The sequence below is a fragment of the Oceanicaulis sp. MMSF_3324 genome (assembly GCF_030733545.1).
Lineage (GTDB): Bacteria > Pseudomonadota > Alphaproteobacteria > Caulobacterales > Maricaulaceae > Oceanicaulis.
In genome coordinates this window covers 42026-57632 of sequence record NZ_JASHIU010000002.1, presented here as the reverse complement: position 1 = coordinate 57632, position 15607 = coordinate 42026, and the positions used below count along the sequence as shown (strand labels likewise).

Sequence of the window (15607 nt, the reverse complement as noted above, 5' to 3'; positions counted from 1 at the left end):
GACATTGTCCTACCATCTCCGTTCGAAGCGGCGCCGCAGATAGATGGCGACGGCGTTGAAGCTGACCAGCAGCGTCAACAGGGCCAGGATCGCTGCGGCGGTGCGCGCTTCGAAGGCGCGCTCGGCGCTTGAAGACCAAATGTAAATCTGAACCGGCATGACGGTGGCCGGCTCGGTGAAGCCTGACAGGCCCAGCGTGGGCGGGTCGGCGATAAAGGCGACCATGCCGATCATCAGCAGCGGGGCGGTCTCGCCCAGCGCCTGGGCCAGACCGATGATCGAGCCGGTGAGGATGCCCGGCATGGCCAGCGGCAGCACGTGGTGGAACACGGCCTGGGTACGCGAGGCGCCCACGCCCAGTGCGGCTTCGCGGATGGATGGCGGCACCGCCTTGAGGGCGGCGCGGGCGGAAATGATCACCGTGGGCAGGGTCATCAGCGCCAGCACCATGCCGCCCACGAGCGGGGCCGAGCGCGGGAAGCCGAACAGGTTGATGAAGACGGCAAGCCCCAGAAGGCCGAACACGATCGAGGGCACGGCGGCGAGGTTGTTGATATTGACCTCGATGAAGTCGGTCAGCCGGTTCTTGGGCGCGAACTCTTCAAGATAGATCGCGGCGCCCACGCCGATCGGCACGGCCAGCAACATGGTGATGACCATGGTCAGGATGGAGCCCGCCAGCGCCCCGGCGACGCCGGCCAGCTCGGGCTCCCGACTGTCGGCGTTGGTGAACAGCGTGGTGTTCAGACCATTCTTGATCAGGCCGCGCTCCTTGAGCGTGCGCGCCCAGACGATCTGACGATCGGTGATGCGCCGGGCGATGGACGGGGTTTCGATCACCCAGAGCGACCAGTCCTGGGCCGTCTGTGAGGCCGTGTCAGGGCCGACCAGCCAGGTCCCTTCCGCGCTCAGCCCGTCCCGGGCCAGCGCATTGATGCGAAGGACGCCGCCCTGGGCGCGCAGCATCAGGGACGCCGTCTGGGAATTCAGGCGGACCGGGCCGGTGTCCGAACGGGCTTCTTGCAAGGCCTGGACAAGGTCACGGGCGCGTTGCGCCTCGGCCTCAAGGCTGTTGCGGGTGTCGGTGTCCAGCTCTTCGGCGGCGCGCGCGGCGGTTCGCTCGGCGCGGATCCGGGCCTGATCGAGCGCGGCGTCCTGGCGGGCCTGTACGAGATCGAGAAAGACATCAAAGACGGGCGCGCCGGTCTGAGAGCGCAGGGTCAACGCATCGTCCATGCCCGGTTCCAGGGTCAGCGGGGCGGCGCCGGGCAGGAACTCTTCGTCTGTGGTGAGGCCTTTAAGATAGAGATCCGCATCGTCCGAAATCGGCAGGCTGAAGGGCAGGGTCTCGCCCAGAACTTCAGGATTGTTCACCACCTCATTGAGCAGGCGGGCGGCGTTGACGGCGCTGTAAAGGCCAAACAGTTCGCGCAGCTCGCCCACCGAGCCGGCTTCCGGAAACTGGTCGCGAAGACTGTTCTGGATCAGCGTGTTGTAAGACCCCCGGCGTAGGGAGGCTTCACTGCCATCACCGCGCGGGTCGGCGATTTCGGGGCGGATCTCGACGTCGAGCACCAGCCGGTGCGCCGTAAATGCGGGTATGGACTGGATGATGATCGAGCCCAGCAGCACGGCGAGAAACAGCACAGCCGCGCTGATCGCCGCCAGTCCATAGAACTGGAAGCGCATTTCGGCGCGATGACGCTTGGCCAGGCGCGCCTGAACCGCGTCGCGTATGGTCGGCGCGTTATTCATAGCGTTCCCGGAAGCGTTGCACCACGCGCAGCGCGATGATGTTCAGGATGAGGGTCATGACGAACAGCACCAGGCCCAGCGCGAAGGCGGACAGGGTTTTGGGGCTGTCAAACTCTTGGTCCCCGGTCAGCAGCATGACGATCTGGACGGTGATGGTGGTCACCGATTCCAGCGGGTTCGCTGTCAGGTTCGCGCCCTGGCCGGCGGCCATGACCACGATCATGGTTTCGCCCACGGCGCGCGACACCGCCAGCAGCAGCGCGCCTACAATGCCGGGCAGGGCGGCGGGGAAAACCACATGGCGCACGGTTTCGGACTTGGTCGCGCCCATGGCGTAGCTGCCATCGCGCAAGGTCTGAGGCACGGCGTTGATGACGTCGTCGGACAGCGAGGAGACGAAGGGGATGATCATCACGCCCATGACCAGACCGGCCGACAGGGCGGACTGGGTCACGGCATCCTCATAGCCGAGCATCATCGCGAACTGGCGCAGGAAGGGCCCCACGGTCAGAAGCGCGAAGAAGCCGTAGACCACTGTTGGCACGCCCGCGAGGATCTCAAGGGCCGGCTTGGCCCAGGCGCGCAGGCGCGGGCTGGCGTATTCGGACAGATAGATCGCCGCCATCAGCCCGATCGGGGCTGCGACCAGCATGGCGATCAGGGTGATCAGCGCCGTGCCGGCGAAGAGCGGGACGGCGCCGAAGGCGCCCGACTGGCCCACCTGGTCGGCGCGGATCGCGATCTGCGGGCTCCAGTGCAGCCCGAACAGGAATTCGTGGATGCGCCAGTCGATCGAGGCGAAGAAGCGGATCGATTCAAACAACAGCGAGAACACGATCCCCAGCGTCGTGAGGATGGCGATGGCCGATGTCATCATCAGCGCCAGTCCGACCACGCCCTCCACCCGGTCGCGCGCCCGGAAGCTCGCGCGGATGCGGGTGCGCGCATAGGCCAGTCCGGCGACGGACAGGGCCAGGGCGACCCCGGCCGCGCTCCAGCGGAACAGGTCTTCCCAGGGCCGCAGCGCCAGGGCGGCGGCGCGGATTTCCTCGGTGTTGCGGCTGGCGAGGCCTTCATTGAAGGCCAGGGCGCGGGCGTCCGCGATGAACAGTTCGCGCCGTTCGCTGGGCGCGCGCCAGTATTCAAAGCCGGCCCGGGCGCGGACGCCGGGGATGGTGCGCGGGGCGCGCGCGGCGACGGAGCTCGCGACCTGGTCGCGCCGGACCTGTCGCTCCGCCGCAATTTCATTGCGCTGGGCGGTCAGGGCCCCCAGGGCGCGCAGATAGCGTTCGGCGTCCCCGCCTTCGCGCTCGGCGCGGAACATCTCATTGCGGGCGGACAGCGCTTCGGCTTCGATCTGCTGGGTTTCCTCGGCCAGCGCCTGATACTGGTCATCGCGCGCGAGCTGGGCTTCATATTCGCGGATCAGCGGCGCGGCTTCGCGTTCAAGCTCGCCTAATGCCAGCGTGTTCACGAGGCTGGCGCCGAACAGGCCGTAAAGCGCGAGCAGGACGAAGGCCGGCAGCCCGGTCCACAGTGCGAGATAATAGCCGTAATAATTGGGCAGGGAGTGCAGTCTGGACGCACGACCGCTCCCCGCCGCGACAGCGCGACGGCGACCGATCAGAAATCCGACCGCTGTCAGCACCAACAGTGCAAGGACAGCGAAAAGCGAAGACTGCATGAAACCTACCTGGTCGGGACGCGACTCTCTGCGCGAGGCGCGTATCGTCCCTAAGCTTGATCAGCGGCGGACCATGGTCGGGAACGATCAACCCAATATGTAAGTTTGATGACAGTTATGTGACGCCGTAAGTGACGCTAGGGCGCTGCGATGTCCGAACTGGCGTTCGCTTCGACTGTGTCCGGTTGGCTGGCCGCTGTCGCCACGGGGAAGAAGACCGTGAACACGGAGCCGACTTCGGGCGCGCTTTCCACGGTGAAGCCGCCTCTGTGGCGGTTGACGATGTGCTTGACGATCGCCAGCCCGAGGCCGGTGCCCGAAGTAGGACCGCTCTTTTGTCCATCAACCCGGAAGAAGCGTTCCGCCAGACGGGGCAGATAGCGCCGTTCAATGCCGCCACCCTCATCCTGCACGCGCACCACGCCGAACTTGGCGTCGGGGTCGAGCGCCGGGGCCGTCAGGGTCAGGCGGCCGGAATCAGGATCAATCCGCGCGCCCAGATGTTCGGCGGCGTCGCGGGAAACGCCGTGGCGGACGCTGACTTTCACGCGTGACCCGTCGGGCGAATACTTGATGGCGTTCTGCACCAGATTCTCGATCACCTCGTAGAGCTGGTCGCGATCGCCGCGTATCTGGGCGCCGCCCCGGACATCAGCCTCGTCGATCTCCACGCGGATGTTGCGGCTTGCCGCCACCGGGACCAGCGCTTCGGACACATCGAGGGTCAGATTGTTCAGATCGACCGAGCCGGTGGGCGGCATATGCTCGTTCATCTCCACCCGGCTCAGCGAAAGCAGATCATTGATCAACCGGCGCATGCGCTCGGTCTGAACGGTCATGATCTCCAGAAAGCGGTCGCGGGCCTCTTCATCGTCCCGCGCCGGGCCGGACAGGGTCTCGATAAAGCCGGCCAGCGAGGCGAGGGGGGTGCGCAGCTCATGACTGGCGTTGGCCAGGAAGTCCGCCCGCATGCGCTCGGCGCGCTTGGAATTGGTGTCGTCGGCCAGAACCAGCATGGCGCGGAAGGGCATGGGCCCGGGCGCGGACAGGCGGATGGGCTCCACAAAGGCGCGCACATGGCTTTCCAGCGGCGCCAGCGTTGAATACTCCACCGTGGCGCCTCTGTCGCCGCGCAGGGCGGCGCTGACCGCTTCCAGCACCCGTGGCTGGCGCAGCACGGTCGAGAGCAGGCCGCGCTCTGCGCCCAGGCCTAGAAAGGTGCGCGCGGCGGGATTGGCGCGTTCGATTCGTCCGCCGGCGCCGATCAGCAGGACCGGGATGGGCAAGCGCTCGAGCATGGTCACGCTGGCCTCGCCCTCAAGGTCGCGCGGCGCGTTCACCGAGGTGGGGCGCGGATTGGGTTCGGCCGTGGTCAGGGCGGTCAGATAATAGACGAAACCCAGGGCGATAAAGGCCACCGTCCCGCCCAGAAAGGCGCCGGCGGAAAGTTCCCCGGCGATGGCGAGCACCATCATGACGACCACGCCGATGGACACGCTCAAGGCAATGTCCCGGCGGCGCGGACGATCCCCGGTCAGACGCTTTGCAGTCGAGTCACGTTCTTCAGTCATACCCTTTCGTAGCATGGGAATGTGACACGCCGGAAACCCTTGTTGTCTTGCGGTTTCTCCCGGCCGGCGGGCGTGAATGCCTGTATAAATTTTTTGTAATTCGAGAAACTTTTAGCGTTTTTCGATAAGTTTTGATTGACTTTCGAGGTCGCGCTTTTAGGGTGCAATCCAAGTTCAGTCATTATTCCGGGGGAGGGCCCGTGTCCCTTTTGCGTATTTCACCGTTTTTTGCGCCCTTGCTGTTGAGCGCTTGCGCCAGCGTCGCCACGCCAGGCGCGACCGAGCTCGTTGCAGCGCCTGAAACGTTTTCCGCGGTTCCGGCCGAGCTGGATGCATCGCCCGCTGACTGGGTCGCCGCGTTCAATGATCCGGTGCTTCAGGCGTTGGTGGCCGAGGCGATGGACGCCAATCCGACCGTCGCGTCCGCGCTCGCCAATTATGAGGCGGCCCGTGCGGGCGCCCGCTCCGCCGGCGCTGCGCGCCTGCCGAGCCTTGACGGTTCGCTGGGCTATACGGACCAGGAGCCGGGCAATACCGGTTTCAGTTCCGGTCTCGAAGTGAACTGGCAGGCCGATGTCTGGGGCCGTCTGGGCGACCAGGCGCGTTCCGGCGCTCTGACCGCCGAAGCGGCGCGAGCAGACTGGTACGGCGCCCGCCTGTCGATCGCGGCCTCTGTGGCGCGGTCCTGGTATGCGCTTATCGCCGCCAGCCAGCAGGCCGACCTGGCCCGGGCCGATGTCGAGGCGCGGACCAATCAGCTTGAAATCGTAGAGCGGCGCTTCCAGCGCGGCGTGGTCCGGTCTTCGGATGTGCGCACGGCGCGTTCGGCGCTGGCGTCTTCGGAAGCCACGCTCGCTTCGCGCCTGCGGGCGCAAGCCAATGCGGCGCGCGTTCTGGAAGTCGCCCTGGGTCGCTACCCGTCCGCCTCCATCGCGTCCGGCGCGGTGCTGCCGGAGCTGGGTGCGCTGCCCAATCCGGGGCAGCCTGAAACCCTGCTCTCGCGTCGTCCGGACGTGGTTGCGGCGCAAGCGCGTCTCGCTGCGGCCGGCTTCTCTGCCTCGGCGGCGCAAAAAGCGCTCTATCCGGGTCTGGGCCTGCGCGCCAGCCTGGCCGATGGCGGTGCGGACATCGCAGATGCGCTGGACTTTGATGATCTGGTCCAGACGATTGCGGGGTCGATCACCGCGCCGATTTTCCAGGGCGGTCGTCTGCGCGCCGAGCGCGATCGGGCTGAAGCCCAGGCCGAACAATTGTCGGCCAATCTGGTGAGCACGGCGCTGACCGCGCTGCGCGAAGCGGAAGATGCGATCGAGGCGGATCGTCGCCTGGATCAGCGGGTCGCGGCCCTCACGGTTGCGGCGGATGAAGCCCGGGAAGCGCTGGCGCTCGTGGAGCGGCAGTATGCGTCGGGTCTGTCGACGATTTTCGAGCTGATTGATGCGCAAACGCGTCAGATCTCGGCGCAGTCGGCTCTCATTTCAGCGCGGAATGACCGGGTGGATAACCGGATCGCGCTGCACCTGGCCATTGCGGGCGATTTCAGCGCCGGCGGCGGTCTGCCTGCATCCAATATCGATAACTAGGACATCATAAGACCGGAAAACCGGTCAGGGGACAAAAGAGGTTGGTCATGAGCAAGTTTGTTGGTCGTTTGTTGATACTGGGACTGCCGTTGGCGGTGCTGGCGATCTTTATCGTTATCTATGTTGTTCTCGCGGCGGCGGCGCCCCAGCCCGAGCGCGCGGAAGTCGTGGCGCGTCCGTCTGCGGTCTTTGTCACCGAAGCGGCGCTCAGCCCGGTGCAGCTGTCTGTCACCACGCAGGGTGAGGTCACCCCTCTCACCGAGATTGATCTCACCGCCCAGGTGTCCGGTCGCATCACCTATGTGAACCCGAATTTCGTGGCGGGCGGTTTCTTTGAAGCCGGCGAAGTCCTGGTGCGTCTGGAAGATGCGGACTATCGCCTGGCCGTGACCCGCGCCGAAGCGCTGGTGGCCCAGAGCCGTCAGGCACTGGTGCGCGAGCAGGCTGAATCCGAACTGGCGGCGGAAGAATGGGAAGCCCTGGGCGATGGCGAAGCCAGCGCCCTGACCCTGCGGGAGCCGCAAATGGCCGAAGCGCGGGCTCAGCTGGCTTCGGCCCAGGCGAGCCTGGATGAAGCCCGCCTCAATCTGAGCCGCACCCGCATCACCGCGCCGTTTGACGGTCGCGTGCGGGCCAAGAACGCCGATCTGGGCCAGTATGTGGGCCCGGGCACCGGGCTGGGCCGCGTGTTCGCCACCAATCGCGTGCAGGTGCGCCTGCCGCTGACCAATGCCGAACTGGCGGTTCTGAACCTGCCGCTGGCCTTTCAGTCGACCGACGCCAATCCGGGCCGCCCGGCGCATCTGAGCGCCGATGTGGCGGGCCAGGAGCGTCAATGGGAAGGCCGCTTGGTCCGCACCGACAGCGCCATTGATCCGCAAACCCGGACCATGAGCGCCATCATCGAAGTGGAAGACCCGTATGGCGCAGCAGCCGAAGAGGCGGGCGCGCCCCTGGCTGTGGGCCTGTTTGTCACCGCAAGCATTGATGGCCGAGAACTGGACAACGCCATCGTGCTGCCCCGCAGCGCCCTGCGCGGCTCCAGCGAGGTCTATGTGGCTGAGCAGGACGGCACGCTGGGCATCCGCACTGTCACCGTGGTCGACACCAGCGCCGAGCGCGTGGTCCTGACCGCAGGCGTGCAGCCGGGCGACCGGGTCGTCACCTCGCCGCTGCGCGGCGCCGCTGAAGGCATGCTGGTGCGGGCTGTGGACGCCAATGGCGATCCGCTGGATCCCGAACCCGAAGCCGAAAACGACGCGGATAACGCCTCCGAGAGCGAAGCGCTGGTCCAGGAGACCAATACCGCATCGCGGGCCAATTAATCAGGATTGAGGAGAACGATCATGGTTCATAATCCTGAACACGATAAACACACCGGATTGCTGGCCTGGTGGGCCAAGAACTCGGTGGCCGCCAACCTGCTGATGCTGATCGCCCTGATCGGCGGCGTGGTGGGTTACTTCTCCATGCAACGGGAAAACAATCCCGGCGCGGTGTTCCCGGGCGCATCGATCTCGGTGGCCTGGCCGGGCGCGTCACCCCAGGAGATCGAAGAGCAGATCATTGTCCGCATCGAGGAAGCGCTGAGCGATCTCGACGGCGTGGACGAGCTCGAAGCGGTGGCCCGCGAAGGCTCGGGCTCGGTCTATGTCTCCGGCCTGCCCAGCCAGGATGCGGCGGCTTTCATCGACGAGATCAAGCTGCGCGTGGACTCCATCAACAACCTGCCGCGCGAGGCGTATCGTCCGCAGGTGCAGCGTTGGCAGAACTCCGACCAGATCGCCGGTTTCGCCCTGCATGGCCAGATCGAACGGCGCGACCTGCAACGGATCGCCCGTGAAATCCGCAACGAGATTTCCTCCACCATTCCCGGCGCCTCGCTGGTCGAGGTGATGGGCGTGCTGGGCGAGGAAGTCGCAATTGAAGTGTCCGAGGAAGCCATGCGCCGGTATGGCGTGGGCTTCGCCGAGATTGCACAGGCCATTTCCAACTCCTCCATCAATGCCTCTGCAGGCTCGGTGCGCACCGATCTTGGGGATGTGCGCATCGCCTCACGCGAGCTGGCGGACACCGCCTACGAATTCGAGAATATCATCGTGCGCCAGACGCCGGATGGCGGCGTGGTGCGCGTGGGCGATGTGGCCACCGTCATTGACGGCCTGGTGGACGCCAATCTGAACGCCACCTTCGATGGCGAGCAGATGGTGATCATCGCCATCCGCTCGACCGGCAGCTCGGACATCATCGACGTGTCCAACGCCATGCAGGACTATCTCGAGCGCAAGAACGCCGAACTGCCCTCCACCGTGCAATTGTCGGTGTGGTGGGACGGCGCGGACCAGTTCAACTCCCAGCTGCTGGTGATCGGCAATTCCGCCCTTCTGGGGCTGGTGCTGGTGCTGGGCATTCTGGTGCTGTTCCTGCGTCCCATCGTGGCGTTCTGGGTGACCATCGGCATCGCCACGGCGTTCGCCGGCGCCTTCCTGGTGCTGCCCATGATCGGCATCACGCTGAACTTCCTGTCGCTGTTCGCCTTCCTGATCGTGATCGGCGTGGTCGTCGACGACGCCATCATCGTGGGTGAGAACATTCACGCCCGCGTGGAGCGGGGCGAGCAGGGCATGACGGCTGCGGTCGTGGGCACCCAGATGGTGGCCAAGCCCGTCGTCTTCGCGGTCATCACCACCATGATGGCGTTCGCGCCCTGGATGATGCTGTCGGGACCGGAAGTGCAGTTCACGCGTCAGATCTCTCTGGTGATCATTGCGGCGCTGGGCTTCTCGCTCATTGAATCCCTGCTGATCCTGCCGGCGCACCTGGCGCACATCAAACCGCAGAAAACCGGCGGTTTCTTCGGCCCGTTCATCAAGTTCCAGGCGATGATCGCGGACAGCCTGGTGGCCTTTGCCCACTCGGTCTACGGCCCGATCCTGGCGACCGCCATCCGTCTGCGCTACGCCACCTTGGTGTTCTTCATCGGCGTCTTTGGTCTGGCCATTGCGCTGCAGGCGAACGGTTATGTGAAGTCCGCCTTCATGCCCGAGATCGAGAGCGATCTGATCCGGGTGAACATCCAGCTCGCCGACGGCACGCCCTGGTCGCGGACCGATGAAATCCGCGCGCGCCTGGATGAGGCCGAACTGGAAGTGCAGCAGGCCTATCGCGAGGAGTTTCCGGGTGAAACCGACATGATCCGCTCGCGCTCCACCCTGGCCACGGATGGCTCGGTGCGCGCCTGGATCAATATCGCGCCGCCGGAAAACCGTCCGGGCCGCACCCCGACCGCGGATGTGGCGCAGCGTCTGCGCGACGCTCTGGGCCCGGTGCCCGATGCGGAGGAGATCCGTTTCGAAGCGACGCTCAACGGCAATGGCCCGGCGATCCAGTTCGCGATCAACCACCCCGATCTGGATGTCCTGCGCGCCGCTGCGGCGGACCTGCGGGCGCATCTGGGGACCTTCGAGACCACCTACGACATCATCGACAATCTGCAATCCTCGGCCGACGAGCTGCGCCTGACCCTGCGTCCGGACGCTCAGGCCCTGGGTCTGACGCTGGCCGATGTGACCCGTCAGGTGGGCCAGGCCTTCTATGGCTATGAAGTGCAACGCCTGCCGCGCGACGGCGAGGATGTGCGGGTGATGGTGCGCTATCCCCGTGAAGCGCGGAACAGCCTGGATGCGGTGAACAATCTGCGCATCCGCACCAATGACGGCCGGGAAGTGCCGCTGGCGGCTGTGGTCGACGCCGAGTTCGCGCCGGGGATCAACCAGATCCGCCGCCGGGAGCGTCAGCGGACCGTGACGGTGAGCGCCGAGCTGACCGACAATGATGCGGCGGCCAATATCCGCCAGGAGCTGGAGGAGAACTTCTTCCCGCAATGGGAAGAGCGGTATCCGGGCATCTCCACGGGCGCCATCGGCGAGGCGGAGGGCGAAGCCCAGTTCCTGGCCGAGGTCATCAAGTATCAGCTGATGATGCTGGTGATGATGTATGTCCTGCTGGCAGTGGCTTTCCGCTCCTACGCCCAGCCGCTGATGATCATGACCGCCATTCCCATGGCCTATGCCGGGGCGGTGTTCGGTCACCTGATCCTGGGCGAGCCCTTCGCGCTGTTCTCGATGTTCGGCATCGGCGCGGCGGCCGGGATCGTGATCAACGACAACCTGGTGCTGGTGGACTTCGTGAACCGTCTGCGTGATCGCGGCGTCGGGGCCATGCAGGCCCTGGTGGATGCGGGCGTGCAGCGCTTCCGTCCGATCCTTCTGACTACGGTCACCACCTTCATCGGCATCCTGCCGATGATCGCCGAGCGCTCCACCGCGGCGCAATTTCTCAAGCCGATGGTGATCTCGCTGGGCTTTGCCGTGGTGTTCGCCCTGTTCCTGACGCTGCTGATGGTGCCGGCGCTGTATGCGATCGGCGCGGATATCGGCCGCTTCTTCAAGGGGATGTGGACCGGCGAGAAACAGCCGCGCATTGGCGAGAGCTATATCGGCCATGACTCGGGCCTTGATGGCGTCGATGTCGGCCATCCGGATGAGGGAACGGCCCCGGCTGAATAACCCTCACGATCCTGCGGCGCGGGTGACGCCTCACACGCCTCGCGCCGCAGGACCCAACTTTCGCGCCCGCTTTTTCGGCGCTCGGAACGATACGATAATCAAGGGGAAGACTATGAAACATCTGTTGTCTGGCGTCGCGGTGCTCGCGCTCGCCGCCGCAGCGCCGGCCTTTGCGCAAGACGCGCCGGTCCTGGGTGAGTTCGGCTTTGACGCCACCGGCATGAACGCCGAGCTCGATCCCGGTGATGACTTTTTCCAGTTCGCCAACCAGGCCTGGCTCGAGCGCACCGAAATCCCGTCCGACCGCTCCAATTACGGCATGTTCACCAAGCTCGCCATCGAGGCGGAAGACCATGTCCGGGAGATCATCGACGAAGCCGCCGCGACCGACGCGGCCGACGGCTCCAATGCCCAGCTGGTGGGGGATTTGTTCAAGTCCTGGATGGACGCAGACGCCATCAACGCCGCCGGCCTGACCCCGGCCCAGCCCTATCTCGACGAGATCAACGCCGCGTCGAGCTGGGAGGATGTCGCCTCCCTGTTCGCCACCGTGCATTACGCCGCGCCCTGGGGCGTGGGCGTGATCCCCGATCCGGCGAACACCTCCCAATACACCCTGTATATGGGTCAGGGCGGTCTGGGCCTGCCCGATCGCGATTACTATCTTGAGGACGACGAGGCGTCCGAGCGGTATCGCGCGGCCTATGTCGACTATATCGAGACCATATTCGATCTCGCCGGCATGGAAGGCGGCGCGGAGAAGGCCGAAGCCATCATGGCGCTGGAAACCGCGCTGGCCGAGGTCCACTGGACCCAGGAGCGCACCCGCGAGATCACCGAGATCTACAATGTGATGTCGCTGGATGAAGTAGTGGAGCTGGCGCCCGAATTTGATTTCCGCGCCAATCTCGACGCTTTCGGCCTGGGCGATCAGGACAGCTTCATGGTCGCCACGCCGAGCGCCATTGCCGATGCGGGCGAGATCTTCTCTCAAACCGATCTCGACACGCTCAAGGCCTATCTGACCTTCCACTTCCTGTCTGATCGCGCCAGCTGGCTGGGCGATGAGTTTGACCAGGCGAGCTTTGAGTTCTTCTCGCGCACGCTGAACGGCATTGAAGAACAGCGTCCGCGTGAAAAGCGCGGCGTGGACCTGATCGGCGGCGCGCTGGGTCACGCCATCGGCCAGATCTATGTGGACCGTCATTTCCCGCCCGAATCCAAGACCCAGATGGAAGCGCTGGTGGCCGGTCTTCAGACCGCCTTCCGCGATCGTCTGGAAACTCTGAGCTGGATGGATGACGAAACCCGCGCCCAGGCGCTGGAGAAGCTCTCCACCTTCGAGCCGCGCATCGGCTATCCCGAAGTCTGGGACACCTATGAGGGTCTCGAAATCCGGGCGGACGACTATTTCGGCAATCGCATCCGCATGGCCGAGTTTGGCTGGGCGGAACAGCTCGAGGATCTCGCCGGTCCGGTGGATCGTCGCGAATGGGACTGGCCGCCGCAAATCGTGAACGCCAGCTACAATCCGCTGCTGAACCAGATCACCTTCCCCGCCGGCATCCTGCAGGCGCCGTTCTTCGACCCGAACGCCGACATGGCGGTCAATTTCGGCGGCATCGGGGCGGTGATCGGCCACGAGATCGGCCATGGCTTTGATGATCAGGGCCGTCGCTTTGACGCCCAGGGCCGCATTCGCGACTGGTGGACCGAAGAGACCAATGAGCGCTTCATCGAACGCTCTGACGCGCTCGTTGCCCAATACGACCAGTTCGAACCCATTGAAGGCTACACGGTCAATGGCCGCTTCACCCTGGGTGAGAACATCGGCGATCTGGGCGGCATGGAAATGGCCTATTCGGCCTGGCGCGATTATGTCGACGAGCACTATGACGGCGAAGCGCCGGTCATTGACGGCTTCACCGGTGATCAGCGCTTCTTCCTGGGCTGGGCCCAGGTCTGGCGTCGCCTGTATCGTGAGGACAATCTCATCAGCCGCCTGCGGACCGATCCGCACAGCCCGTCCGAGTATCGGGTCAATGGCGTGGTGCGCAATATCGACGCCTGGTACGCCGCCTTCGGCGTGGATGAGAGCGACGATCTCTACCTGCCGCCCGAACAACGCGTTTCGATCTGGTAGACCAACCTCGATCGAAACCGTTCAAGCCCGGCGCTCAGGCGCCGGGCTTTTTCATGGGTTTAGCTCAGTCTTTCCGCAATTTCACTTGCCATCCATCTTGCCGGACGTGAGGGTGCGCCACAATTCTGACACCCTCTCGCTTGCGAGGCGGGTCAGATGTGAACGCTAAGGGGAACCCATATGAAACAGATCCTGTTGTCTTGCTCGGCGCTGGCCGTGCTCAGCCTGGCCGCGTGCGGCCCGACCGAGGCGCCTGAGAGCAACGCTTCCACGCAAACCGACACCGCCGCTCAAACCGAAACCGCCCAGGCCGACGCCTCGCCGGTCATTGGCGAGTTCGGTTTTGACGTGGCCGGCATGGATACCAGCGCCGATCCGGGCGACGACTTCAACCAGTACGCCAATGGCGGCTGGATGGAGACCACCGAGCTGCCGGGCGACCGCTCGCGCTATGGCATGTTCACCGTGCTGTCCGAAGAGGCCGAAGAAGACGTTCAGGCGATCATCCTCGAAGCCGGTGAAGCGGACGCCGAAGCAGGCTCGAACAACCAGCTGGTGGGCGATCTGTATGCCAGCTACATGAACGAAGACGCCATCAACGCCGCCGGCATTGCGCCGCTCGAGCCCTATCTGGCCGAGATCAACGCGGTGGAGAGTCTGGATGACGCTACGGCGCTGTTCGCCAGCGTGCATCATCAGTCGCCCTATGGCTTCGCCGTCTGGGCCGACCCGTCCGATCCGTCCGTGAACGCGCTGCGCCTGTTCCAGGGCGGCCTGGGCATGGGCAACCGCGATTACTATCTCGATGAAGGCGAACGCTTCCAGCAATACCGCGACGCCTATGTCGATTACATCGCGCGCATTTTCGAACTGTCCGGCATCGAGAACGGGCAAGAGAAGGCGCAGGATATCCTGGCCTTTGAAACCCGCATCGCCGAAGCGCACTGGACCCGTGAGGACAGCCGCGACGTTACGCTGACCTACAACGTCATGAGCGTTGAGGAGCTGGACGCGCTGGCGCCGGCGCTGAACTTCCCCGAAGGCATGGCCAATCTGGGTCTGGATGTGGAAGAGCTGATCGTGGTTCAGCCGACCGCCATCGAGCAGACTTCGGCCATTCTGGCGGACGCCGACCTTCAGACCATCAAGGACTGGATGGCGTTCAGCTTCATTTCCGATCGCGCCGGCTGGCTCACCTCGGAGTTTGACGAGGCGAGCTTTGACTTCTTCGGTCGCACCCTGCGCGGTCAGACCGAGCAGCGGCCGCGTGACCGCCGTGCGGTCAACCTGGTGGGCGGCGCCCTGGGCCATGCCGTGGGCCAGATCTATGTGGATCGCCACTTCCCGCCGAGCTCCAAGACCCAGATGGAAGACCTGGTCGCGCGTCTGACCACGGCCTTTGAAGCGCGTCTGGAAAACCTCGAATGGATGGATGACGAGACCCGCGAAGAAGCCCTGACCAAGCTGGCCGGCTTTGAAGCGCGCATCGGCTATCCGGAAATCTGGGATTCCTATGAGGGCCTGGAGATCACCGGCGACGATTATTTCGGCAACCGCGTGCGCATGGCCGAGTTCGGCTGGGCCGAGCAGATCGAGGATCTCAACAGCCCGGTGGACACTCGCGAATGGGGCTGGCCGCCGCAAATCGTGAACGCGTCCTACTCCCCGCTGGCCAACCAGATCACCTTCCCGGCCGGCATCCTGCAGGCGCCGTTCTTTGACCCGAACGCCGACATGGCGATCAACTTTGGCGCCATTGGCGGCGTGATCGGTCACGAGATCGGCCACGGCTTTGATGACAATGGTCGTCGCTATGACGCCGAGGGCCGTCTGCGGGACTGGTGGACCGAAGAGACCAACAGCCGCTTTGAAGAGCGTGCGTCGGCTCTGGGCGCCCAGTACGACACCTATTGCCCGCTTGAAGGCAGCTGCGTGTCCGGTCGCCTGAGCATGGGCGAGAACATTGGCGATCTGGGCGGCCTGCAAATGGCCTACACCGCCTGGCGTCAGTATGTGGACGAAGTGCATGGCGGCGAAGCGCCGGTGATCGACGGTCTGACCGGCGATCAGCGTTTCTTCCTTGCCTGGGCGCAAGTCTGGCGGAACCTGTACACCGAGGACGCCCTGCGCGCCCAGATCGTTCAGGGCCCGCACAGCCCGGCGCAGTACCGCATCAACGGCGTCGTGCGTAACCTGGACGCCTGGTATGACGCGTTCGGCGTGACCGAGGATGACGATCTTTACCTGCCGCCGGAACAGCGCGTGCGCATCTGGTAACAGGGCTATAGTTCGCAAACGGAAAG

At 64.8% G+C, this 15607-nt stretch carries 8 protein-coding genes; 5 read left to right on the top strand and 3 right to left on the bottom strand.

The genetic code is table 11. From position 1 onward, the window contains the following. Positions 1-9: 9 nt before the first annotated feature. The 3 genes from pstA to RBA95_RS03495 all read right to left on the bottom strand — a co-directional run bounded on the left by pstA (position 10) and on the right by RBA95_RS03495 (position 5010). A complete protein-coding gene (gene pstA, locus RBA95_RS03505) occupies positions 10-1755 on the bottom strand; it encodes a phosphate ABC transporter permease PstA (RefSeq protein WP_306015424.1) in 1746 nt (581 codons plus the stop codon). Continuing rightward, on the bottom strand, positions 1748-3439 hold the full coding sequence (gene pstC, locus RBA95_RS03500) for a phosphate ABC transporter permease subunit PstC (protein ID WP_306015423.1): 1692 nt from the start codon (positions 3437-3439) through the stop codon (positions 1748-1750). Before pstC ends, pstA begins: the two co-directional genes overlap by 8 nt. Before the next feature lie 137 nt (positions 3440-3576). Then, on the bottom strand, positions 3577-5010 hold the full coding sequence (locus RBA95_RS03495) for a cell wall metabolism sensor histidine kinase WalK (protein ID WP_306015422.1): 1434 nt from the start codon (positions 5008-5010) through the stop codon (positions 3577-3579). 200 nt (positions 5011-5210) lie between these two features. Here RBA95_RS03495 and RBA95_RS03490 point away from each other — a divergent pair, with 200 nt between their 5' ends. The 5 genes from RBA95_RS03490 (at position 5211) to RBA95_RS03470 (ending at position 15581) form a co-directional block, all read left to right on the top strand. Then, entirely contained in the window at positions 5211-6593 is a 1383-nt protein-coding gene (locus tag RBA95_RS03490; RefSeq protein WP_306015421.1) for an efflux transporter outer membrane subunit, read from the top strand. 47 nt (positions 6594-6640) lie between these two features. Then, entirely contained in the window at positions 6641-7918 is a 1278-nt protein-coding gene (locus RBA95_RS03485; protein WP_306015420.1) for an efflux RND transporter periplasmic adaptor subunit, read from the top strand. Between the two features lie 21 nt (positions 7919-7939). Further along, entirely contained in the window at positions 7940-11161 is a 3222-nt protein-coding gene (locus RBA95_RS03480; RefSeq protein WP_306015419.1) for an efflux RND transporter permease subunit, read from the top strand. 112 nt (positions 11162-11273) lie between these two features. Beyond that, complete coding sequence (locus RBA95_RS03475; protein ID WP_306015418.1) at positions 11274-13304, top strand: M13 family metallopeptidase; 2031 nt, start codon at positions 11274-11276, stop codon at positions 13302-13304. Between the two features lie 180 nt (positions 13305-13484). After that, complete coding sequence (locus RBA95_RS03470) at positions 13485-15581, top strand: M13 family metallopeptidase (protein ID WP_306015417.1); 2097 nt, start codon at positions 13485-13487, stop codon at positions 15579-15581. Positions 15582-15607 lie beyond the last annotated feature (26 nt).

What these genes read in the sequence shown, in the direction of transcription:
- RBA95_RS03475 (WP_306015418.1), top strand. Translation starts at nt 11,274, where the DNA reads ATGAAACATCTGTTGTCTGGCGTCGCGGTGCTCGCGCTCGCCGCCGCA.
- pstA (WP_306015424.1), bottom strand. Translation starts at nt 1,755, where the DNA reads ATGAATAACGCGCCGACCATACGCGACGCGGTTCAGGCGCGCCTGGCC.
- RBA95_RS03495 (WP_306015422.1), bottom strand. Translation starts at nt 5,010, where the DNA reads ATGACTGAAGAACGTGACTCGACTGCAAAGCGTCTGACCGGGGATCGT.
- RBA95_RS03485 (WP_306015420.1), top strand. Translation starts at nt 6,641, where the DNA reads ATGAGCAAGTTTGTTGGTCGTTTGTTGATACTGGGACTGCCGTTGGCG.
- RBA95_RS03480 (WP_306015419.1), top strand. Translation starts at nt 7,940, where the DNA reads ATGGTTCATAATCCTGAACACGATAAACACACCGGATTGCTGGCCTGG.
- pstC (WP_306015423.1), bottom strand. Translation starts at nt 3,439, where the DNA reads ATGCAGTCTTCGCTTTTCGCTGTCCTTGCACTGTTGGTGCTGACAGCG.
- RBA95_RS03470 (WP_306015417.1), top strand. Translation starts at nt 13,485, where the DNA reads ATGAAACAGATCCTGTTGTCTTGCTCGGCGCTGGCCGTGCTCAGCCTG.